We start from the raw sequence: 22272 nt of genomic DNA, 5'->3' as shown, positions 1-22272 counted from the left end.
ATGCGGGTGGCCGTGACCGGGCACCGGGACCTGGACGAGGAGACGAGCGCGCTGGTGGACGCCCGCATCCGCGAGATCCTCGCCGCCGGCGGGCGGGACATCGTGGGCGTGTCCTGCCTGGCCGCGGGCGCGGACCAGATCTTCGCGCGGGCCGTGCTGGCGCGCGGCGGGCGGCTGGAGGTCATCGTCCCCGCCGCCGGCTACGCGGCCGTGCTCGGCGCGCGGGCGCGGCGCGGGTTCGACGAGCTGACGGCGCGCGCGTCCCGGGTGCTGCCGCTGACCCACGCCGTCCCCGGCCCGGGACCGTACCTGGACGCGGGGCTGGCGATGCTGGAGCGCGCCGACCACCTCATCGCCGTGTGGGACGGCGCGCCGGCCCGCGGCCGCGGCGGCACCGCGGAGATCGTCGCGCGGGCCCGGCGGCTCGGCCGAATCGTGCACGTCGTCTGGCCGCACGGCGCCCGCCGCACCGGCGGGTAGCTCAGGGCCGGGCGCGGACGGCGGCGCGGTCGGGGGTCGCCGGGGTGAGCAGGGCGAGGCGGGCGCCGGCCGGGTCGGTGATGATGGAGAAGCGGCCCGGCTTGATGTCGGTCGGCGGGACGTGGATCCGGGCGCCCAGCTCGGCGGCCCGCGCGGCGGACTCGTCACAGTCCGCCACCCAGTAGTACGGGATCCAGTGGGCCGGGTAGCCGGGCGGCCAGTGCTCGTCCATCGACACCATGCCCGCCACGGACCAGTTGCCGACCTTCCAGTTGGTGTAGACGGAGCCGTAGTAGTCGCGGTCCACGGCCTTCCAGCCGAACACCGCGCCGTAGAAGCCGCGGGCGGCGCCGATGTCGCGGCAGGCCAGCTCCACCCAGCACAGCGTCGCAGGCTCGTCCATGACGCCCGCGCCCTGCAGGTGGTACGGGTACCAGAAGGCGAAGTCGGCGCCCTCCAGGTCGCTGCACAGCGACATCTGCCCGAGGTCGGCGACGTCGGTCGGCTCCACCAGGACCATGCCGCCCGCCGCGCGCACGGCGTCGACGGAGGCCGCCATGTCGGCCGTGCGGAAGTAGCACGTCCAGGACGAGTGCAGGGAGTCGTCGGCGAGGAACTGCATCCCGCCGATCTCCGGCCCCTGGACGCCGCCGAGGGTGAAGACCTCGTACTCGCCGATGTCGGAGGTCAGCGTGTAGGAGTACCAGCCGAACAGGTCGCAGTAGAACTCCCGCGACCGCTCCGGGTCCGGGCTGGCAAGCTCGGCCCAGGTCGGGTGGCCGGGCTCATAGGAGGTCACCTCGGGCATCGCCGGTCCCTGACAGCTCGCATGCCGTCCACGCTAGGGAGCCGTGCGCAATCCGACGTGACCGGAATGGCCAAGATCGCTCAAACGTTGGCGATTCCGGCGCTCTCGGCCGGCGGGCGGGTCAGCGGCGCGGACCGAACCTCTCGCGTGCCCCGGCGTCCGGCGTGTAGACGGCGAAGCGGGCGCCGGTCGGGTCCGTCAGGATCGCGAGGCGCCCCGCCTCCACGTCGCTCGGCGGGACGCGCACCTTGGCGCCGAGCTCCGCCGCCCGGGCGGCGGAGGCGTCGCAGTCGGGCATCTTGAAGTAGGGGATCCAGTGGGCCGGGTAGTCCGGCGGCCACCGCTCGTCCATCGGCACCATGCCCGCCGCCGCCCAGTCGCCCACCTTCCAGGTCGTGTAGACCGACCCCCGGTAGCGGCGGTCGACGGCCGTCCAGCCGAACACCTCGCCGTAGAAGCGGCGGCTCTCCCGGACGTCCCGGGAGGCCAGCTCCACCCAGCACATCGTCGCCGGCTCGTCGGCGACGGGGACCCGGCCCGGGTCGCGCGGCTCCCAGAGCGCGAACCCGGCGCCCTGGGTGTCGGCGCACAGCACCGCGCGGCCCAGGTCGGCGACGGTGGCCGGCTCCATCAGCTCCAGTCCGCCGGCGGCGCGGACGGCGCCGAGCGTGGCGTCCATGTCGTCCGTGTAGAAGTAGCACGTCCAGGAGGGCGGCTGGGTGTCGTCGGCCAGCGGCTGCATGCCGCCGACCTCCGGGCCCTGGACGTCGCCGAGGGTGAACACCGCGTAGTCGCCGTACTCCCCGATGGCCAGCGTGTAGCAGTACCAGCCGAACAGCTCGCCGTAGAAGCCGCGCGACGCCGCGACGTCGGGGGTGGCGATCTCCACCCAGAAGGGCGTCCCCAGGACGTGTCCTGTCATCTCGCGTCCCGCCGGCTGCTCGCTGCGTCCATGGGGGTCACCGTAGGGGCGGGCGCGCAATCTCCGTGATGTCGGCGGCAAGTGCGCGTGCCAAGGTGCGTCCATGGTTCGGCAAGTCCGGCCGCGCCCGCGTGCGGGCACGTGCTCACACGCTCGCGACCGTCTGCAGGAGGCCCCAGACGAAGTGGGCGACGTAGGTCTCACCGTCGGGCATGGTGATCGTCGCGTGCCAGCGGCTCGGCGCGTCCCCGTCCTGGTGGGCGACCGCGCCGAACCGCGCGTCGACGTCGCCGACCGTGCACGACCACGGGACGAGGTCGTCGGCGCACGCCAGCTCCGGGACGGGCACGCCGTCGTCGCGGACGAGCCACTCCTGCACGACCGAGCCGTCCGGCGCCATCATGATCTCGAAGCGCAGGCCCGGCCACAGCGGCAGCGGCCCCCACCACGCTGTCGCGCAGACGACGTCGCCGATCCGCCGGTCCGCGGCGCCGGCGGGCGGGCCGAGGACGGCCTCGTAGCGGCGCCGCCCGCGCGGGAACGTCCGGGACCGCAGGACGTGCTGCCAGCGGGCGTTCGCCTCCCGCATCTCGGTGCGGGACGCGCCGAGCGCGCGCATCGCGTCCTCCACGAGGCCCGGCTGGTAGTCGGCCATGCGGCGGAGCAGCACGAGCTGGAACTCGCGCCGCGCGAAACCCTTCATCGCGGGCCACGCTACCCCGCGCGGCCCGTGCCGAAGTCGCCGGTGGCGGGTTCCTCCAGGTCCCGTTCGGAGGGGCGCGGCGGCTCGGGGCCGTCCGGGCCGCAGCGCACCGTGTACTCGGCGCGGACCACCCGGAAGCGGCGGCCGAGCACCTCGACCTCGGCGCGGCGCACGCCGTCCCGCAGCAGGTCCGCGGCGTGCCGGTAGGCGGCCAGGTCGCGGGGCGACGGGCCGTGCGCCAGCGGCACGACGAGGTCGAAGTAGGCGGCCAGGTGGTCGCGGACGGCGGCGGGGCTGTGCAGGAACGGGCCGTGCACCGGCCACCGCCCGCCGTCGTCCTCGGCGACCGCGAACCGGGTCGGCAGCCGCGCGACCAGCGGATGCGTGGCGAGCGCGCGGCGGGCGTCGGCGGCCATCGCGGGCGGGACGGCGGGCCCGGCGGGGGCGTCCTCCCACCGCTCCCCCGGCGGCGCCGCGGCGCCCGGGATCCGCGCGGCCGGGAGCAGGCCGTGGTCGAACCGGCGGGCGTCGCGCCGGGTGCGGGGCTCGGGCAGGTCGTCGGGGTCGGCGGCGCGGGGCGGCTCGGGGCCGTCCGGGCCGGACCGGCAGAACCGGTCGGCGCGCACCACGCGGAACAGCCGGCCGGCGACGGACAGCTCGTCCGGCCGGTCGCGGTCGAGCCGCTCGGCGCCGCGCACGTACTCGGCGCGGACCGCCGCGGAGACGCCCCGGTCGCGGGCCCGGCTCCGCAGCCACCAGCCGAGGGAGTCGCGGGCGTCCTGCGGGGTCGTCCGCTCCATCCCGGACATCATCCAGCCGCCGGGGACCCGTTCCATCACGCCGTACGTCGCGCCGCACCAGCGCACCTCGGGATGCGTCAGCCGTGCACGCGCCTCACCGAGCCTCGGCGGCCCGGACGCCGGCGGCGGGAACGGGAGATCGCCGGCGAGGGCCGCACCATCACTACCCCTCATGCCCCCATGGTCACAGGGGACGCCCGCTCACCGCTCGTGTTTCACCGATTCCACCCGGTCAGGGCCCGCGGTCAGGACCTGGCCACCTGTTGGGACTTGCCGGCCTGCTGGGACTCGCCCCGGCCCGTTGGACTCGTCCGGCCCGTTGGGACCTCCCCGCCCGTCGAGCCTTACCGACCCGTTGGGCCTGCGGCAGGGCAGGGCTTGCGGACGGTCAGGACTTGCGGGCGCCGATGGACTTGGCGATGGCCGGCCAGCTGAGGGCCAGCTCCCGCTTCCAGTAGCTCCAGTTGTGCATGCCCGGCCCGTAGAGGTGCGCGGTGATCGGGACGCCCGCCCGCTTCGCGGCGGCGACGAAGTTCTCGTTCATCGTGCCGGCGAGCTGCTCGCCGACCCGGCCCCCGTGCGTCGGAGGGGTGGTCGGGTCGTCATAGGGGCCGGGCTGGCCGTTGCCGCACGAGACGTAGACGCCGATGCCCTTCAGCTTCGCCACGTTCACGGTCGCGTCATGCGCGCGCCAGTTGGAGCGGGCCAGGATGGGGTCGCCCCAGATGGCGGTGCCGGCTCCGCGGTTCATCGACGTCAGGATGACGGGCATGCCGGGGGCGGTGATGTTGAGGGGGCCGCTGTAGGACGCGGCGTACTTGAACATGCCCTGGTGCCGTTCGGCGTAGGTGATGGCGCCCTGCCCGCCGGACGACAGGCCGATCGCGGCCCGCGTCGTTCCGGCGCGGAAGTTGCGCTCCATCAGCTGGACGACCTCTTCGGTGTGGAAGGTCTCCCACTCGGGGATGCCGCCCTTACCGCCGTTGTACCAGTTCGAGTACGAGCCGTTGAAGCCGCCGTCGGGCATCACGACCATCGCGTTGTAGGGACCGATGATCTTAGCGACGTCGCCCTTCGCCGACCAGGACGTCCAGTAGTCGTTGCCGCCGTGGTAGGCGTACACGACCGGCCACGTCTTGGTGCTCTTGGTCGTCCAGCCCTTCGGGACCATCACCCGGGTCTTCACGGCCGCGCCGAGCGCCGGCGAGGCGATCGTGACGTCGAACATCCGCGAGTTGACCTTCTTCAACTCGGTGATCGCGGCGCCGTCCTTGGCCGGGAGGTACTTGCCGGACCCGGCGCCGGCCGGCAGGTGCGGTTTCTTGCCGCGGTTGCCGCGGTTCGCGTCGGGGTTGTTCGCGTTCGGCGAGCCGTTGCCCGATGTGAACGGGTTGGTTCCGAGCGGGACGCTCGGCAGCTTCGTGTTCTTCGGGGAGGCGCTCGCGGACGCCGACGCCTGCGGCGACGGCTGCGTCGCCGGGCCGAACGAGGGGATCGGCTGGGAGTTGCCGGACGCCTCCGACTTGCCGGTCGGCACGCCGATGCCGGCCTGCGCGAGGCCGACCATGACGGTGGGCAGCAGTACGGCCGCCGCCGCGGTGCCCGCGATGGCGATCTTCCTGTCGGTACGCTTCTTCATGGACTCCCCAGCCGCTCAGGCCGCCCCGGGCCCGACGCTCTGCTCGTCCGAAGAAACTACTGTCCCGGCAGTCACAGCCGCAAGTATTGGCAAAGAATGCAATAAACGCGAGACAAGACGGGCGGCCGCGCCATGTGACCGGGGCCACTCCCCGTCTCGCGGCCCGTCTCGCCGCGCGTCTCTTCTCTCAGGGGCGGATCGACTGGGCGTGGCGGAACACGCCGCACGGGTCCCAGTGGCGCTTGACCTCCTGGAGTTTCGGGTAGGCGTCCTTGTAGTAGAGCGTCTCCCACGACTGGCCCGACCCGTTCCACTCGGGATCGGCCAGATCGCCGTCCGGATACCCGATGTAACAGCCGTCCGTGGTCTCGCCGTCCGCCACGGGCACGCCCCCGGTCTCCGCGAACGTCGCCTTGTAGGCGTCGCGTATCCACGCGATGTGGGCGTCCTCGGCGGGATCGTTCTTCGTCCAGTAGGACTGGTATTGCACTTTCAGAATGGAGTCGCGCTGCCGCACCGCGGTCTGGTGCAGCGGCATGTTGACCGCGCTGCCGTACGAATCGACCTGAATGAGCGCCTGCCGGTTGGTGTAATCGGTGTACTGCTCGTTGCCGAGATAAGCCCACATCGCGTCGATCTGCCGATCGGTGAACGGCTTCCGAAGATACGCGGACTTGTATTTCCCGCAGCGGTTCTGGCAGCCGGAGTCCAGCATCTGGGTCGCCGTCAGCCACGGCATCGCCCGCGGAACGTCCAGGTGGACGAAGTGCTCCCCCATCACCGACCGCATCCGCGTCGCCTTCGGCCCGATCGGCCCGTCGAGCGCCGCGATGAAATCGGTCATCGCCCGCTCCCCGTCCGGATCGTCGACGTCCACCTGGGCCAGCAGCCCGATCTGACCGTTGCTCCTATGGTTGAGCTTCAGCATCGCGAACAGCTTCCCGGCCGCCGTCGACGGATTCTGCTGGTCGCGGAAGTACTCTCCGAACGCGGTCACCAGTGCGGCGAAGTCGTCCTTGGCGACGTCCTCCCAGTCCCATGCGAGCGCCGTCAGCAGCACCTGCCTCGGCGGCTGCGGAAGCCCCCGGAACCAGAACCGGGTGGCCACTCCGAAGTTCCCGCCGCCACCGCCGGTGTGCGCCCACCACAACTCGCACAGCCTGGAATCCCCGTCGTCGCGCCTGGCCACGACGAGCCTGACGTTCTTGTCCTCGTCCACCACGGCCACCTCCACCGCGTAGAGGTAGTCGACGGTGAGGCCGTGCTGCCGCGACAGCAGCCCGAAACCGCCCGCCGGGATGTGCCCGCCCAGCCCCACCGAGAAGCACGACCCGCCCGGCAGCACCTTCCCGCTGACCGGGTAGAGGCGGCCGTACACATGCCCGTTCGTCGCCCCGGCCTCGACGCAGTACGCCTTCATCGAACTGTCGTAGGACACTCCGCACATCGGGCTGACGTCCAGGATCACCCGGACGTCCTCGCCGCAGACGAAGTCCTCGTAGCAGTGCCCGCCGGCCCGCACCGCGATCCGCGCCCGCGCCGGGTCCGCCGGCTCCTCGGCGACCGCCTCGGCGAGCGCAGCCCGCGCCTCCTCGGGCGTCCGCACCAGCCGCACGTACTCCGGCGCGGCGATCCACCGCTGGTTGAACCCCCGGCTGAGCGCCGGATACCGCCTGTCCCCGGGCCGGACGACCGTACTCGGCAGCGTCGACAGCTCGCTCATGACCCCGCGCCCCCACACCCTCGAAGAAAGGACGCGGAGAACCCTTCCCCACCCACCTCCCGCGTAGTCGATCAGTGACACATGGTTAACGCTCCGGAGAGGTCCCCGAGCAGCACCTCGGCGACCCTCTCCTCCAGGACGGCGGCCCCGTGCTCTCTCATGTGCCGCGCCAGTTCGGCGTCCCATGGGGCCTCGCTGACCCGGCCGGGCGCTCGGAAGGCCGTGTGCGCCCCGTCCAGGGCGGCGAGGTAGTCGAGCGACGACATGCGCCACGGCCCGGCCCCCGTCTTGGCCATGACGTGCGCGGCGATCCGCAGTCCGTCGCCGTCGAAGTCGCCGTGGTAGTGCAGCGCGGCCCCGGACCCACCGAGCGCGCGCAGCAGCCGGAGGACGGCACTATTCGGCCAGCCGGACGAGCAGACCAGCGGCGGGCACCGGTCCCCGAACCGCTGGACGGCCAGCGCGAGGATGGTCGGGTTCTCCGTCACCCAGACATCGGACGCCTCCACGCGGAGATCGGACGCATCGCGCAACTGCTCCAGGGTGACCGCGGCGGCGTGGCCGGCGTCCGCCCACATCCGGAGCGTCCGGGCGAGGACGCCACCGCCCGCCGGCCGCAGCCCCGCGACGAGTACGGTCGTGGACAGCGCGTCGCATTCCACGCCCGAGCGCTCCCACAGGGCCCGGCGCTCCGGCGCGTCCCCCGGCGGCTCGATGCCGTACCGAAGTGCCTGAGCACGCAGGACGAGCCGGGACAGTCGCCCGCCGTCGTCCAACGCGTGCGAGTCGCCGAACAGATCGGTCGCGAAGGACTGCAGGGGCCGGCCGTCGGACGGCAGCGCCGTGAGCACCGTCAACGCCCGTTCCAGGAGAGCGCGCGTGTCCGGCACGGAGCCCATGACGATTCCTTGGCGGCGGACGTCCTCGACCCAGTCGGCCAGCGCGGGCTCGCACCTGACCAGGGGGTGCGCCGCGAACCATTCCCAGAGGGCGTCGCGTTCCCGCTGCTTTTCCCTCCGGTCGCGGGCCCGGTCACCGATCGGCCCGCGGATCACCTCGGTGACCGTCCTCGTGTCGGCACCGGCGAGTTCGAGAAGTATCCCGTCCAGGCGCGCCACGTTGATGGTCAAGGTGGACGCCGGATAACGGTCCATGCCGAGCAGGTCGGCGAGCGCTGCGCGTTGGTCGCCGTCGAGATTCTTCAGCGTGACCCTGCTGACGGCGGCCCCCGTCGAGAAGCGCTTGTGCAGTTCCGTCCACAGCGGCCGGAGGTCGGCGTCCCGCAACCGGTTGGGGATGCTCATTCCGCGACGCTCTCCTCGACGGCCTCGGTGCGGTGGCCGTCCCAGATGAACCGCGCCGTCGTGACGGCATTGTCGCCGTCGCCGTCGGCGCCGGTGATGAGCTGGTGGATGGCGATACCGTCCAGCTCCCGGTAGTCGCACCACTCGTGGTCGGAGGTGAGCACCATGTCGAGTTCCAGGTTCACCAGCAGGTCGAAGACCTGGCCGCGGTTGGCGGTGTCCACGCCGACGAACACCTCGTCCAGCAGGATGAAGCGCGGGCAGTGCGGGTCGGTCTGGTAGTGCGCGGCGACGGCGGCGAACAGCGGCAGGTGCAGCGCGATCGCCTTCTCGCCGCCGGACAGCGCGCCGTGCAGCTTCCGGGTGAGGTCCTGCCAGCCCTTCCCGTCCTCGCGTTCGAGACGGACGGTGAACCGGTGCCAGGCGGTGTAGTCGAGCACCTCCATGAGCTGCTCCTCCCAGCTCGCCGCCGTGTTCGCGGCCCGCGCCTCCTCCACGCGGTCGCGGAAGAACCGGTAGAGCGCCTCCCGGTCGGCGCCGCTCAGCCGCGCGGGGTCGCGGAGCAGCAGGTCGCGGGTCGCCCGTATGCCGGCGCTCTGCTGCGGATCGACCTGCCACACCAACCGGACGGCCACCCGGGAGGCCGTCCGGACCCGTTCCAGGCGGCGGTTCATGCCGTCCACGAGCTCGGTGGCCTGCCGGATGCGGTCCGCCAGGTGCCTGCGCGTGTCACCGGCGAGCGTCCGGTCGAACAGGTCGCGTTCCTTGTCGGTGATGTCCTGGCGCCGCTGGTCGCGTTCCGCGCGAAGCGCGGTGCTCAGCTCCGCCGCGCCGACCCGCACTCCGTTCATCGTGGCCGTGAGGATCTGCACGTCCTCGTCCTGGACGAGTTCCAGATCGGCCTGCTCGGCCAAGACGTCTCGCGCGTGGTGAACCGCCTCGGAGAGTGAGCCCTCCGCGTCCCGGACGTTCTTCGGCTCGTGCGGCGTCCGCGTCCGGTCCAGGGACGCGGCGACCGTGCGGGCGTTCTCCAGGGTCGCCTGCACGCCTCCGTCCGGCGTGAGCGTCGTATCGAGCCCGGCGTCGGCGGTCAGGTGGCCCGTGACGAGATGCCGGAACCGGTCCGCCGCACGGTCGCGCACTCCGACGGCGTCGTCGCGTGCCCGCTCGGCAGCGGCAACGTTCGCCTTCAGCGTTCCCAGCCGTCCCTGCAAATCGAGCAGTTCGTTGCCGAGCTTCTGGCGCCGCGTGCGGGACTGTTCGGATTCGGTCTTGGCCTGCTGCAGGTCTTCCAGCACCTGCCGGTGTTCGGCACCGATCACCGCGTCGATCGTCCGCAGCTTCTCCGCGAGTTCGGCGGCCGTGCTCGCCGCTTCGCTCGCGCGTTCACCGGCGTCGGTCGCGGTGCGCTCGTAGTCGGCGGCCGTCGCCTCCTCGCTGAGCGCACGCGTCTCGGCCGCGAGCAGCTTGGTGCAGTGGTCGAGCCAGACGATGCCGGTGTCGTGCATGTCCCCGACCGCTTCCGCCAGCCTTGCGAGGGCGGGCTCGCTGACGGGCAGGCCGTGCTCGGCGCCCAGCGCGGTGAGGGCGCGCAGTTCGGCGGTCACGGCCTTCTCGCACCCGGCCACCCGCGTCTCGGCACGCGCGGCTTCATCGGCACGCGCGGCGACGTCCCGTTCCGCATCGTGAACGGCGCGCGCCGCCGAGATGACGGGAGCGTGCGGCGGACGGTCGGCGAGTTCGGCGGCCAGCGCGGCCCGGTCCGCCGCCAGGGCCTCCAGATCGCGGTCGCAAGCGGCCAGGTCGCCCGCCAGTTCCTCGATCTCCGCGTCGAGTTCGGCGATGCGGCGCAGGCGGGCGCGTTCCCGGGCGGTCGCGCCGATGAACGCCGGTTCCGGTTTCGTCCAGGCACCGGTCGCGACGCCGAGTCGCCAGGACCCGTCCGCCCCCACCGAGGCGGGATGGTCGGTGTCGAGCGCGTTCCCACCGAACGCCACGCCGCCGAGGACGGCCCGCACCACGTCCGGCGGCACCCCACCCCCGGGCTCGGGAACGAGGACGTCGGCGAGGCTGGCCCCGGCGGACGGCGGGCGGGCGAAGAGCGCGGGCGCGAACGCGTCATGCGCTTCGCGGAGGAGGCTGCCGTCCGGCAGGACCCACACGTCCAGCAGGCCGGCGGCTTCGAGCGCGGCCTCGATACCCGCCTGGACGCCGAGGGCCACGCCGTCCGCGAACGCGACGAGCCGCCAAAGTGGCGCACCCGGACGCTGCGCACGGTCGGCGGGCCGCGTGTGCGGGCGTTCCGGCTCGATCACCTTCTGCCGGGCCAGTTCCGCGCGCCGCACCTTGGCCTCTTCCAGGCTCTCCGCGACGGCAGAGCGGCGGCCGTCCAGCTCGGACCGGGCCGTCGCGAGACGTGCGGTCGCCTCGACTCGCGCGTCGGCCACGAGAGCATCGCATTCACGCTCGTCCTCGACGGCCTGGGCGAGCGCCTCCGGGTCAAGAAACGTCAGGTGCGCGCAGCGCCGTGCCCAGCGGGCCAGATCGCCGGCAAGGGTCTCGCGGGCTTCGGCGAACGCCCTCAGAGCTTCGTCGCGCTTCCCGGTCGCCTCGTCCAGGCGGGTACGGGCCGCGTCGCGGTCCTCCTCCGCATCGGTCCGGCGCTTGACCGCCGCCGCATGCCGCCCGATCGCGGCCCGCAGGTCGGCGATCTGCCGTTCGCGGCTGCGCAGCGCGGCCCGCAGCAGCTCACGCGCACGCCCGATGCCACTCTCCGCAGGCGTCCCGCCGGTCTCTGCGGCTTCCTCGCTCGGGACGGCGGTGCGGGCGGCCTCCTCGTGGACGGCGGCCAGCCCCGCGCGGTGGGCGGCGCGCGCGGCCTCCTGCCGGGCGTGGCGGGTGAGGTCTCGTCGCATGGACGCGTCGGCGCGCGCCTGTTCGGCGTCCGCCCGCTTGCGCGCCGCCTCGTCGGCGTGGCGTTCGGCTTCCCGGCGAGCCTGGGCGGCGGCGGTCTCGGCCTTGCGGGTGTCGTCTCTCAGCTTGTCGAGTTCCCGTCCCTGCCGGTAGGCGTCGCTCTCCTTGAGGGCCTCGATGCGTGCGCCGAGCAGTTCTCCCCGATGCTCCTCCCCCGCCAGGGCTTCGGCTGTCCTGTCGCGTTCGGCGTTCGCCTGCTCGTGGTCTTCCCGGCCCTTGCGGGCCTCGGCGGTCAACCTGTCCATGGTGCTCTTGGCTGAGATGAGGCGAGCGGCGGCGGCACGGAGGACGCGCTGGGCGTAGGTGCGCTGGCGGGCGGCGAGGCGGTCGGCTTCCTGGACGTGTTCGTCCAGCCTGCGCAGTTCCTCGCGCTGCCGGTCGAGCCTCTCGAACCCCTCGGCGATCTCATGGATCTCGCCCTCGCCGAGCGGTGGCAGCGCGCTGGACAGCAGGTCGGAGAGCAGGCCGGGGTCGAGCCGTTCCGACAGCTTCGGCGTGCGGAGCTGCCGGAGCGCGGTGAGCAGCGAGTCGTAGCGCTGCTCGGTCAGCCCGCCGTAGAGGGTCCGCCGGACGGTGGTGCGGTAGGCGTCCGCCGAGTCGTGGACGTGGCCGTGCTCCCCGATGGCCTCGGCGAGGTGCGCGCGGGTGAGCGGCTGGCCGCCCTCGCCGGTCAGGCTCAGCCCGCCGGCGACGCCGACGCGCTGCGCGGTCGTGAAGTAGGCGACCGTGACGTTCTTGGTGTTGGACGTGGCCTGGAGGCGGGCGCCGCAGGTGAACCAGCGGGGCCCATCCGCGAATTCGAGCCACACGTACCCGACGCGGGTCTTGCCGGTGTGGCCGTCCCCCATCAGGTTCCAGTGCATGGTGCGTTCGCTGCCGCCGAACGTCGACAGGCGGCTCGGCTTGAGGCTGGCGTCCAGCAGATAGGGCAGCAGCAGTTCCAGGACCTTGCTCTTGCCGCTGCCGTTGGGGCCGCGCAGCAGGAGCCGTCCCTTATGGAACTCGAACACCTCGTCGTAGTACCGCCAGATGTTGAGGATGCCCGCGCGGGTCGGCCGCCAGCGCGGTGCTGTCTCCTCTTGCGTCCCCGCCGGGACGAGTTCGGTGACGGTCACGGCGACTCCTCCTCGCGGACGCTGTATCGGTGGGCGGCGGGCATCGCACGCACGAGGCCGTCCCGCGTTCTCGCGAGCCCGAACCCGTGCAGGACGGTGAGGGCGTCAGCGGCCAGACGCCCCGCACCCCCTTCGGACTGGTAGGCCATCGCCCAGCGCGGACGGCGTGCCAGGAGCCGCGCGGCCTCGTCCTCAAGCGCCGCCTCCGACGACTCCCCGTCCTTGACCAGGCGGTCGAGGAGCAGGAGGGCCGCCACCTTCGCGTGGCTGCCGTCGTCGGGGAACTTGGAGTCGGTGGCGAGGGCTTCGGTGTCCACCAGCAGGTAGCCCTCGGCGCGTTCCTCGAGTTCCAGCCCGGCCTCCTCCGCGGCACGCCGGAGGATCTGCCGTCCGGTGAGGGAGCCCGCGTAGGCGGTCTCGGCCTGCGACAGGTCCGCCCGGTAGACGACCGGGTCGTCGAGCAGTTTCCGCAGCAGCGAGTGCCTGGCCCACAGGTTCCGCTGCGTCTCCGTCGGTTCGTCGGCCCCGTATCTGCGCTCGACGGTCAGCTCGGCCAGGTCGGGCCAGTCGGTCTCCGGCAGCCGCGAAGGCGCGACCGGCGCGGACAGCAGCCGCATGACGCGGGTCGTGTCCACCCGGTAGAGAACCTTGGCCTCGGCACTGTCCAAGTACGCGTCGGTCGCCCCGTCGACGGCGGTCACGGCGCCGTGGTGCTCCAGCAGTTTCAGCGCGTCCACGAACGCCGCACGCTCGTCCCCTCGTACGGGGTCGAAGGCGGGGATCTGGTCGTCGGCGCCGGCGGCCTGCACGACCCTCTGCGCGAGCATCCCGATCGTCGTGACCGGCGCCGCGAGCGCTTCGGCCGCGACCAGGCACAGCAGCGTGTACCTGCGCCGGTCGAACGGCGCCTTCGTCGACCGCCTCCGCCTGGCGGGCCGCGACGGATCGGCGTCCGCGCGGACCTTGACCAGCCGGGCGTAGCCCTGGCGCGGCTCCATGAACAGCCGCCAGCCGCAGTAGTAGTCGAACCACCGGGCGAGCGTGGAGTGGCGCCGCCGGACGAGGTCAAAGCCGTCGGGGTCGGTGTGCAGCGAGATCAGCGGCCGTCCGAGCAGCAGCCGGATCGCGCGCGCCAGTTCCTCCTTCTCCGCCTGGACGAGCTGGTTCGCGAGCCTGCTCACGCGCCGGACGCCTTCCGCGCCGGCCCGGCGGCCGTGAAGCGGATGTCGACCAGGTAGTCGGGGCCGCGGAACCGTCCGCGCGGGGTGCGCAGCTCGGCCGTGCGGCCGTCCGGCGGCGGCCACAGCCGCACCTCGATCCGGCCGTCGGTCGTCCCGGCCCGCCGCAGCCCGTCCGTGCCGGGACGAACGGCGAGGGCCCGGCCGATCAGGTCGAGGAGCCGCCGCAGCGTGTCGTGCTCGACGCGCCCGAACGCCGACAGCCGAACCGGGCCGTCGGTCGCGAGCCACTGCCAGGCCGCCTCCAGCTCCGCCCGCTCCCGCCGCGCGCGTTCCCGCCGCTCCGCGCGCAGTTGTTGGACGTCCCGCACCTTGGCCGTGCGTCCCATCCGCTCGGTACGCCCGCTGGTGCGCAGCAGGGCGGACACCTCCACCGGTCTGGTCTCGTCCCAGCCGGCCGCCGTGGGGATGGGCTCCGCGTCCGCGTGCGCGAGGTGCGCATGCCGCGCCGACGCCAGCCCGAACGCCGTTCCCCACAACCGGTGCGCGTCGTCCTCACTCGGCGCGTTGGCGAACCACCGTGCGAGCGTCCGGAAGTCGGCCGCCGCGCTCGACGAGCGCCGCCGCGACTCGGTGATCCGGTCGAGCACCTGCAGCAGCGACACGATCGCCCTGCGCGCCACATCATGCAGTTGCCGGACGCGCGGCGTCCCCTCCTCGGGACGGAACCAGGACCTCAGCCCGTCCCACTTCGCGCGCCGCGCGGCAAGCCAGGCGATCCCCGGGTCGGCGCCCTGCAGCGGTGGCAGTTCCGCACCGTCCAACGCCCTGCTGTGCAGAACGCTGACGCCCCTCTCCTCCACCTCGCCGAGAGCGGCGTGAACGGCGTCGGCCCGCACGTCCAGATTGGTGACGAACTCCTGGAGGTAGGCGACGGTCGCGCTCTTGACGTCGCTGAACGTCGCCAGGTCGGCGCCCTCTGCCCGCATCAGCCGCTGCAACTCGCCATTGAACGACTTGGTGTTGTTGCGCAGCGCGTCCAGATGCCCTTCCAGCTCCTGCAGCGTGGTGAAGATGCGCCGGTTCACAGCCGGATCATCGTCCTTGAGCAGCTCGCCCAGTTCCCCCAGCCGATCGGCGATCGCGTCCAGCACGGCCGTCTGCAACGCACCGGACGAACTCAGCATGGCCAGCGCATGCTGCACGCCCGCGAACGCCGCCTCTCCCCTGCGCGTCAGCGAATACTGGAGGTTCTTTCGCTCGTACTCCTCGGCCGTCGCGTAACTGCCCGCGTGATTCTGCACAACGTCGAGCAGCTTCCACCGGACGAGCTGATCCAGCGTGCGCGTCACCGCGGCGTCGTCCACGGGCGCGTAGAACCCGACGTCCCGCAGCCGCTCCCGCACCTGATCGAACGTCAGCGACGTCTCCAGCCGCTCGTTCGCCTCCCCGAACGCGTACATGACCGCCGTGTGCAGGTCGGCGCGCTCGGTGGCGGTGAACGAGAACATCCCCTCCGGAACCCGCGCCAGCGCCATCCCCGTAACCCCTCCCAACGGCAACGGGGTCGAGCCTACGCAGCCCCCTGCGATCTCACCCGCTCGTCCCGCTCATCGACGCCGGAATATCCCCAGGAGACGTCGCCGAGGGAAGGTGCCGTCCGTCGCGGTGATGAAGGCGCCGTTTCCGCGGACGGCCATCCAGACCGGTCGCCTTCGGATCCGCGATGATGCCGAACTCGGGGAACTCCCGCCTCAACGCCGCGAGATACGCGACCGGGTCATAGATGGCGTCGTTCACCCCGGGGCTCCCAGGTAGCTCTTGATCATCACGAGGGCGTCGGTGATGCGGTCGGCCTCGGCGATCGGCTGACGCCACGACGTCAGGAACCAATAGTGCCCTCCGTCCTCGGTGTAGGGCGGCAGATGATCGTGTCGCCGGGCAACCTGCTCAGAGAGCCGGAGAACACCAACAGCTTGCTGACGCGCTCGGTTGCACGCCTCAATGGATCAGCACCGTGGAGAGTGGGCGCAAGGTCTCGAGCAGAGTGCGCTGGACCTCGACACCCTTCGAGTTGATGTTCTCATCGGCTTGCTAACCCATAGTGACCATGCCGGACGGGGCGGCTACACGCTGAAGATGGCCTGCGCGATTACCGGCATCGTCCAGCTCCGCGCCTCGTGTGCGGTGGTCGATGCCGCGTGCGAATTCGGTCTGCAAGCGGCCCGCCGACTCGGCGATCGCGACGGTGAAGGGCGGCTACTGGTCGAGCTTTCGGCGAGCCCGATCGGACGAGACTCCGCGAACAAGGCGACGGCGATCGACACATTGGCCCGAGCGGTAGCGGAACGAGAGCTCCTGGAGACCTGTCGCGTGCTCTGGTTCTGCTCAGCGAAAAAGAAGCAGGAAGGCCTCGTCCTTCTCCTCCCGGCCGCCTCAAAGTTGGAGACGTTGTCGTCGGTCTTGGCGGCGCCTGCCGCAGTACCGGGGCAGCGCGCGACAGACCCGGCTCTCCTACGGAGATCCCGACGACCTGCTCACACGCTTCAGTGGAGGCAAGGTCAGCGGCGATTACAGGGGTGACCGTCGAATGCCGCGATGAGCGCCGGGCGTGGAAGAAGGCCGCGGAGGAGTCGTTTCCGACCACGGTCCACACGGGCGGCAGCCTGGCCGAGCCCGCCGAAGACCTCAAGCGGCGACGGATGGAACGTCGCCTGATCTGCCACGGGACGTCAAGCCGGGAATCCAGTTCATCGAGATCCGCTTCCGCGGGACGGACGGGACAGCAAGGAAAGATCACCGTTCCCGTCGTCGTGGAATTCGACGAACTCGGCGCAGCGAAGCCCGTCCCGGTGAACGACCAGAGCGGCGGCGACGCGAGGGGATGGTCGCGGTGGGGCCGGCCGGTGGCATGGGCGCTCGGCGGGTTCGTCCTACCGTTGATCGCCGTCTTGCGTCTCCGGCGGCGGTAGCGCTGAAGCGACCGCGAAGGAAAGGTGACAACGCATGGTCCACGGCCGCAGGCATCCGGCCGGCCGAGGTGAGAGCGCCCCATCCTCCGCAGCGGAACTCCGGGGGCCGACTCTCGAAAGTCCTCGCGGTTGCTGTCGGCATCAGGCTCACGATCGCGGTGGCGTAGGCCACCGGCACGTCCAACAGGCTGCTCGGCCGGATCAGCGACCGCACGTCCGGCCCGGCCGTCGAGGTCCTGTCCGTCTCGTACGCGAACAAGGACAGCGGCAGTCATGTCTTCGCGAAGCCAGTGCACTCATCAAGGAAGACCTAGCGCAACTGTCGGATCCGCCCTGGGGAGAACCCGAGTACCGCGAGTGGGCCCGGAGACGCCGCACCTCGTGCTCGGCGAGACGAAGTGGTCGGCGTACGGACCTCGCGACAGTTCATTTCCGGACGGATTCACCACCGATTTCCGCGTATATCGGAACGGCGAGCTCGTCGCTCAGACTCCGCACCGCGCGAACGGCACGCTGACGACGACTCCGGACGACGCCGAATACCGCGTCGAATACGACTTCGCCGACAACGCTCCTTGGGCCAGGCTGTCGACGCGCACCACGACCTTCCTGGACGTTGCGTTCGGCGCACACCTCGACCGTCACCGCACAACCACTTCTCAGGTCGAATACAGTGCCCGATCTCGATGTGTGTAACAGAACACGTTCTAGAACACTGCTGCGCTGACGGCGGGCGCGTCCGCGCGCCGCGGCCCCGGCGGGGTGCGGGGTCGCGGCGCGGTGCGGTGCTCGGCCGGTGACGTCGGGCCGGCCGCGCACCGCCGGGTCAGGAGGCGGCGAAGTCGTACTTGGCCGACACGGTCGCCGGGTCGGGGCAGATCCAGCCGCTGGTCTTGCGGACGGTCTGGTTGGCGAACGTGGCGGTCACCGGCAGGTCGGAGCCGGTGAAGGTGCCCGACAGGTTGCCGCCGTAGGTGCAGCCGATGGCGCTCATCGCGAACCCGTTGATGGTCGCGACGCCACCGTCGAGCTTGCCGGTCCACGGCAGGTTCTGCGGCGTGACCGTCACGCCGCAGCCGCCGACCGAGGCGGAGGTGATGGACAGCGTGCCGTCGGAGGCGATCGTGCCGGACAGGGTCGAGCTGGTGCAGGTGGCGGAGACCCCTGCGTTGATGGTCATGTTCCCGTTGAGGGTGGCCGTGAAGTCGCCGGCCGTCCAGGCCAGCGCGGGGGTGGCGGTCATGGCGACGGCGACGGCGGCCGCGGCCGTGATCGAGGCGATCGCGGCCGGCTTCGTGATGCGGGACAAGGGAGTCCTCATTTCGAACGGTGGGCGTCGCGCCTGCACCCGGAGATACGGGGTGGGAGGCCCGCCGCCTCGCACGCGCGCCCGCCCTGGCCAAGGGGCGTGGCGGCGCCGAATCGGGGGGCCGGGAGCCGGGAGCCGTCTCGCTTCGTCGCGCGGCACCGGCGACTCCAAGTAGAACGCGTTCTATGCAAAAGATAAGGAAAATTCCCAGGCCGGTCAACGATCGGCCTCACATCTTCGTCTTTATCTTTCTTAGGGCGTCCGCAACACCGCGTAATGAGTGTCCGTTAGGAGGCTCCGCCCAGGTCGGCGGAAACGCGGAATCGGCTGCGGCGGCGCCGCGGAGACCCGCCGCCGTCCTTCGCCAACTGGCGGAACGGCGTCATGCGGCAAAGGAGAACTCGTTATATGCAGCAACCATCCGTCCGGCGGGACACCACCGGACGGATGCGATTCGGACGCCGAATCCCCCGTCTTCGGATGGCCGGGAACCACCCGGTGGCGCCCGCCGCGGCCACGGACGGGGCAGGTCAGCCGAAGCGCTCGCGGAGGACGGGGAGGAGGTCGGCCTCCGCCCAGGTGCGGAAGTCCTTCTGGCGGTCCGGCCCGGACTGGCAGAACGACACGTGGGTGAAGCCCGCGTCGGCCCACTGCTGGACGACCCGGACGTAGTCGTCGATGTCGTCGCCGCACGGCACCGACTCGGCGACGTCCTCGGGGCGGACGGTCTTCGTCGCGGCCTCGAAGTTCACCGGCCCGGGGAGCTCCGCCATCACCTTCCAGGCCGGCGCGGAGAACTTCCAGATGCGGTGGGCGCGCCGCTTGCACTCCTCATAGTCGTCGCCGAAGGCGACGGGGATCTGCCCGTAGGCGGGCTTGCCCGCGCCGCCCTCCCGGCGGAAGAGGTCCGCCACGGCGCCGACGGGCTGGTCGGAGACGAGCATGTCGGCGTGCCGGGCGGCCAGCCGCCCGGCCTGCGGCCCGAACGCGGCCATCCCGATCCGGACGGGCTGCGCGGGCACGTCGTAGAGCTTCGCCGAGTCCACCCGGTAGTGCCGGCCGCGGTAGTTGACGTAATCGCCGCCGAACAGGGCCCGGATGATCTCCACCGCCTCCTCGAACATCTCGTGCCGGACGTCCACCGGGGGCCAGTCCCGCCCGACGACGTGCTCGTTCAGGTTCTCGCCGGCGCCGATGCCGAGGATGAACCGGCCGTCCGACAGGACGCCCATCGTCGCGGCCTTCTGCGCCACCACGGCGGGGTGGTAGCGCATGGTCGGGCAGGTCACCAGCGTCATCAGCGGGACGCGGTGGGTCGCGTGGGCGAGCGCGCCGAGCACCGACCACGCGTAGGCCGAGTGCCCCTGCTCCTCCAGCCACGGGAAGTAGTGGTCGGAGATGGTGACGTAGTCGAAGCCGGCCTCCTCGGCCTCGATGCCGTCGGTGATGAGCTGCTTGGGCGGTGTCTGCTCGCAGAGCAGTGAGTATCCGAATTCCATGCCCGCTCGCATACCCGCCGGACGCCCGCGAATCGTCAAGCCCGCCTCATCGCCGCCCTGGGGACGCCCCCCAGACCCCCGGCGCGGTCATTGTCCGAGCAGGTCCATGAGGTCGTCGGCGTGCTCCTCCTCCTCGGCGAGGATGTCCTCCATGATGCGGCGCGTGGTGACGTCGCCGTCGCCGAGCCAGCGGATGATCTCCTGGTAGGACTCGATCACGATCCGCTCCGCGACGAGGTTCTCCTTGAGCATGCCCTTGAGGTCGCTGTCGTCGAACGTCGCGTAGGTGGTGTGCGAGCGCTCGGCGAGCGTCTTCGGGTCGAAGTCGGGGTCGCCGCCGAGCTGGCTGATGCGCTCGGCGGCGCGCATCGCGTGGTCGCGCTCCTCCTCGGCGTGCTCGTTGAACTCCGCGGCGACCTGCGCGCGGTCGATGCCGGTCGCGCTGATCGCGTGCTGCGCGTAGCGCATCCAGCAGACGATCTCGGTGGCGAGGACGTCGTTGAGGACGCCGATGACCTCCTCGGGGCTCCTGCCGTAGTTCTCGGTCACCGGGCCGTCGGCCATCTTCGCCCGGGCGCGCTCCCGGATCGCCGCCACGTCGATGCTGAAGCTGTTGTCGGCCATGCCGCCTCCTCCTCCTGATCATGCGCGGACGTAGGGCGTCCTACCCACGACGAAGGCCTCAAGCGCCGCTACGCGAAACGACGCGCGGAAGCGCCTGGACACGGCGTGTTTGGCCACGGACCGTGACACGTGCTATACGTAGAGCTACCTCGCTGCGACCGGTGGCGAGGAAGGGACATCCGGTATCCACCTTGAGATCCGGGCGTGACAAGGAAGAAAAGGAACCACATGAAGTCCTTCAGCTACACCGAGCTGGACAAGCTGGCCGGCGAGGTTCTGCCGGAGCGGGCCGTGCTGTCCACCCTTCTCGTCGGTGGCGGCGACGACGACAACCACAACTTCAACCTCAACGCCAACCACGGCCACGACGGCGGCGGCGACGGGCACACGGTGACCACCAGCGCCTGCTCCGCCAACAGCAACCAGCCGCAGATGGGCCTCCTCACCCTGTGGCAGACCTCGCCGGCGGCCAACTCGCAGATCTGCACGCCGGCCAACGCCGCGCTCAACGGCTGACCTCAGGTCTGACGTCCGCGGGTTTCGGCCCGCACTGGAAGGGCTGGCGTTCGCGCGCCAGCCCTTCCCCCTTTTCCTTCTACGCACATGCGGTCAACGGACTGATCCCGAAAGGGAGCCATGAACCCTCTGAAACTGTCGTACGACGACCTGGACCAGCTCTCCGGCGAGGTCCTCCCGCCCCGGCTCGCGCTCTCCGGCGGAGGCGACACGGTCGTCATGTACGCCTGCCAGGCGACGTACTCCGCGGGCACCACGGGCCTGCTCGGCACCGGGCTGCTCGCCCAGCCGGCCCACTCCACGCTGACCTGCGTCCCGGCCACCGTGGTCGAGCACCATTGATGGGCACCCCCGCGACTCCGGCCGTGGCCGGCGGCGAGCCGCCGGCGGCGCTCACCCTGCCCGCCCTCGTCGACGGCGCCGAACTGGTCGGCGAGTTCAAGAACTCCGGCTACCGGGAGCCGCCCCAGCTCGTCCGCCTGCCGGACGGGCAGCTCGTCCGGCTGCCGCCCCTGCTGTTCCTGGTCGCCAAGGCGCTGCACGAGCACCGCGACGAGCCGGGCGCGGACGTCGCGCAGGCGCTCGACCGGGTCGCCGCGGCCGTCAGCGAGGAGGCCGGCGCCCGGCTCACCGGCGAGCAGGTCGTCTACCTCGCCGACCGCAAGCTCGCCCCGCTGGGCGTCACCACCTACAGCGACGGCACGGCGCCGGCCCCGGTCAAGTCCGACCCGTGGCTGTCGCTGCGCTGGCGCGTCGCGGTCCTGCCCGAGTCGTTCACCTGGTTCGTCGGCGGGCTGTTCAGCTGGCTGTTCCGGCCCGTCGCGATCGCCGTCATGCTCGCCGCGTTCGCGGTCAGCGAGGGCTGGCTGCTCACCAGCCACTCGGTGGCCGGCGCCATCACCACGGCGATCATGAACCCGCTGAGCATCCTGCTGATCATCGGCCTCGGCATCGCGTCGTGCGCGTTCCACGAGGTCGGGCACGCCACCGCCTGCCGGTACGGGGGCGTCCGGCCGGGGGTCATGGGCTGCGGGATCTACCTGGTGTGGCCCGCGTTCTACACCGACATCACCGAGTCGTACCGGCTCGGGCGGGGCGGGCGGCTGCGCGCCGACCTCGCGGGGGTGTACTTCAACGCCATCTTCGTGGTGGGGCTGACGCTGGCGTACCTGCAGACGGGGTTCGAGCCGCTGCTCGTCGCCGTCCTCTACGTCAACCTGGAGATGATGCAGCAGCTCCTGCCGACGCTCCGGTTCGACGGCTACTACATCATGTCCGACCTGGTCGGCATCCCCGACCTGTTCAAGTACATCGGCCCGATCCTGCGCCGGACGCTGCTGCGCCGCCCCGCCGACGCCCGGCTGAGCGAGCTCAAGCGCTGGCCGCAGGTCTTCGTCACGCTGTGGGTGCTGACCGTCATCCCGGTGCTGGTGTTCCAGATCGGCCTCATCATCAGCCAGATCCCGGCGCTCGTCGCCAAGGACTGGATGATGATGCGGCGGCTCGCGGCCGAGGCCGCGCAGGGCGCCGGAGCGCTCCAGCTGCTCACCTCCGGGCTGCAGATCGTCATGCTGATCCTGCCGCTGGCCGGGGTGGCGCTGATCCTGTACGGGGTCGGCCGGCGGCTGGTGCGGTGGGCCGTCCGCTACATCCAGGGCCCCGCGCCGCAGCCGATGCCGGACGCCTGACCGCGCCGGACCGGACGCC

General features: G+C 71.6%; 20 protein-coding genes. 6 read left to right on the top strand and 14 right to left on the bottom strand.

Annotated features, from left to right (window positions below; genetic code table 11):
- Positions 1–480, top strand: coding sequence for a hypothetical protein (locus tag ABFX46_RS32260; protein ID WP_346047699.1), 480 nt, complete (start codon positions 1–3; stop codon positions 478–480).
- Between the two features lies 1 nt (position 481).
- Here the strand turns inward: ABFX46_RS32260 and ABFX46_RS32255 are convergent, their stop codons facing one another.
- The 11 genes from ABFX46_RS32255 to ABFX46_RS32205 all read right to left on the bottom strand — a co-directional run bounded on the left by ABFX46_RS32255 (position 482) and on the right by ABFX46_RS32205 (position 15445).
- Positions 482–1288 carry a VOC family protein gene (locus ABFX46_RS32255; RefSeq protein ID WP_346047698.1) on the bottom strand — a complete coding sequence of 269 codons (807 nt, stop codon included), beginning with the start codon at positions 1286–1288 and terminating at the stop codon, positions 482–484.
- Between the two features lie 121 nt (positions 1289–1409).
- Complete coding sequence (locus ABFX46_RS32250; RefSeq protein ID WP_346047697.1) at positions 1410–2210, bottom strand: VOC family protein; 801 nt, start codon at positions 2208–2210, stop codon at positions 1410–1412.
- Between the two features lie 145 nt (positions 2211–2355).
- Positions 2356–2913: a hypothetical protein gene (locus ABFX46_RS32245; protein WP_346047696.1), complete on the bottom strand. Its 558-nt coding sequence runs from the start codon at positions 2911–2913 to the stop codon at positions 2356–2358.
- A gap of 11 nt (positions 2914–2924) precedes the next feature.
- The gene (locus tag ABFX46_RS32240; RefSeq protein ID WP_346047695.1) at positions 2925–3887 is read right to left on the bottom strand and encodes a DUF5954 family protein; all 963 of its coding nucleotides are present in this window, start codon (positions 3885–3887) and stop codon (positions 2925–2927) included.
- 214 nt (positions 3888–4101) lie between these two features.
- The gene (locus tag ABFX46_RS32235) at positions 4102–5352 is read right to left on the bottom strand and encodes an alpha/beta hydrolase (RefSeq protein ID WP_346047694.1); all 1251 of its coding nucleotides are present in this window, start codon (positions 5350–5352) and stop codon (positions 4102–4104) included.
- Between the two features lie 187 nt (positions 5353–5539).
- Positions 5540–7075 carry an FAD-binding oxidoreductase gene (locus tag ABFX46_RS32230; RefSeq protein WP_346047693.1) on the bottom strand — a complete coding sequence of 512 codons (1536 nt, stop codon included), beginning with the start codon at positions 7073–7075 and terminating at the stop codon, positions 5540–5542.
- Between the two features lie 71 nt (positions 7076–7146).
- Positions 7147–8379, bottom strand: coding sequence for a TIGR02679 family protein (locus ABFX46_RS32225; protein WP_346047692.1), 1233 nt, complete (start codon positions 8377–8379; stop codon positions 7147–7149).
- Entirely contained in the window at positions 8376–12467 is a 4092-nt protein-coding gene (locus ABFX46_RS32220) for a TIGR02680 family protein (RefSeq protein ID WP_346047691.1), read from the bottom strand. Before ABFX46_RS32220 ends, ABFX46_RS32225 begins: the two co-directional genes overlap by 4 nt.
- Entirely contained in the window at positions 12464–13648 is a 1185-nt protein-coding gene (locus tag ABFX46_RS32215) for a TIGR02678 family protein (RefSeq protein ID WP_346047690.1), read from the bottom strand. Before ABFX46_RS32215 ends, ABFX46_RS32220 begins: the two co-directional genes overlap by 4 nt.
- Positions 13645–15183: a TIGR02677 family protein gene (locus ABFX46_RS32210; RefSeq protein ID WP_346047689.1), complete on the bottom strand. Its 1539-nt coding sequence runs from the start codon at positions 15181–15183 to the stop codon at positions 13645–13647. The genes ABFX46_RS32215 and ABFX46_RS32210 overlap by 4 nt, the downstream gene beginning before the upstream one ends.
- 55 nt (positions 15184–15238) lie before the next feature.
- On the bottom strand, positions 15239–15445 hold the full coding sequence (locus tag ABFX46_RS32205) for a hypothetical protein (protein ID WP_346047688.1): 207 nt from the start codon (positions 15443–15445) through the stop codon (positions 15239–15241).
- 779 nt (positions 15446–16224) lie between these two features.
- On the opposite strand from ABFX46_RS32205, the gene ABFX46_RS32200 reads away from it, so the two are divergent.
- Positions 16225–16617 carry a hypothetical protein gene (locus ABFX46_RS32200; protein WP_346047687.1) on the top strand — a complete coding sequence of 131 codons (393 nt, stop codon included), beginning with the start codon at positions 16225–16227 and terminating at the stop codon, positions 16615–16617.
- A gap of 357 nt (positions 16618–16974) precedes the next feature.
- On the top strand, positions 16975–17313 hold the full coding sequence (locus tag ABFX46_RS32195) for a hypothetical protein (protein ID WP_346047686.1): 339 nt from the start codon (positions 16975–16977) through the stop codon (positions 17311–17313).
- Positions 17314–17443: 130 nt separating this feature from the next.
- On the opposite strand, the gene ABFX46_RS32190 is transcribed toward ABFX46_RS32195, so the two are convergent.
- The 3 genes from ABFX46_RS32190 to ABFX46_RS32180 all read right to left on the bottom strand — a co-directional run bounded on the left by ABFX46_RS32190 (position 17444) and on the right by ABFX46_RS32180 (position 20049).
- Positions 17444–17926: a hypothetical protein gene (locus ABFX46_RS32190; RefSeq protein WP_163053152.1), complete on the bottom strand. Its 483-nt coding sequence runs from the start codon at positions 17924–17926 to the stop codon at positions 17444–17446.
- 530 nt (positions 17927–18456) lie between these two features.
- On the bottom strand, positions 18457–19425 hold the full coding sequence (locus ABFX46_RS32185; protein WP_346047685.1) for a TIGR03557 family F420-dependent LLM class oxidoreductase: 969 nt from the start codon (positions 19423–19425) through the stop codon (positions 18457–18459).
- 87 nt (positions 19426–19512) lie between these two features.
- Positions 19513–20049, bottom strand: coding sequence for a ferritin-like domain-containing protein (locus tag ABFX46_RS32180; protein WP_346047684.1), 537 nt, complete (start codon positions 20047–20049; stop codon positions 19513–19515).
- 228 nt (positions 20050–20277) lie between these two features.
- On the opposite strand from ABFX46_RS32180, the gene ABFX46_RS32175 reads away from it, so the two are divergent.
- The 3 genes from ABFX46_RS32175 to ABFX46_RS32165 all read left to right on the top strand — a co-directional run bounded on the left by ABFX46_RS32175 (position 20278) and on the right by ABFX46_RS32165 (position 22253).
- On the top strand, positions 20278–20565 hold the full coding sequence (locus ABFX46_RS32175; RefSeq protein WP_163053155.1) for a hypothetical protein: 288 nt from the start codon (positions 20278–20280) through the stop codon (positions 20563–20565).
- A 120-nt stretch (positions 20566–20685) separates the two neighbouring features.
- Positions 20686–20907, top strand: coding sequence for a hypothetical protein (locus tag ABFX46_RS32170; RefSeq protein WP_131937061.1), 222 nt, complete (start codon positions 20686–20688; stop codon positions 20905–20907).
- Positions 20907–22253, top strand: a complete 1347-nt coding sequence (locus ABFX46_RS32165; RefSeq protein ID WP_346047683.1) for a hypothetical protein — start codon at positions 20907–20909, stop codon at positions 22251–22253. Before ABFX46_RS32170 ends, ABFX46_RS32165 begins: the two co-directional genes overlap by 1 nt.
- Positions 22254–22272 lie beyond the last annotated feature (19 nt).

This window comes from Actinomadura chokoriensis, assembly GCF_039529475.1.
GTDB lineage: Bacteria > Actinomycetota > Actinomycetes > Streptosporangiales > Streptosporangiaceae > Spirillospora > Spirillospora bangladeshensis.
This window is presented reverse-complemented; position numbering and strand designations above follow the sequence as displayed.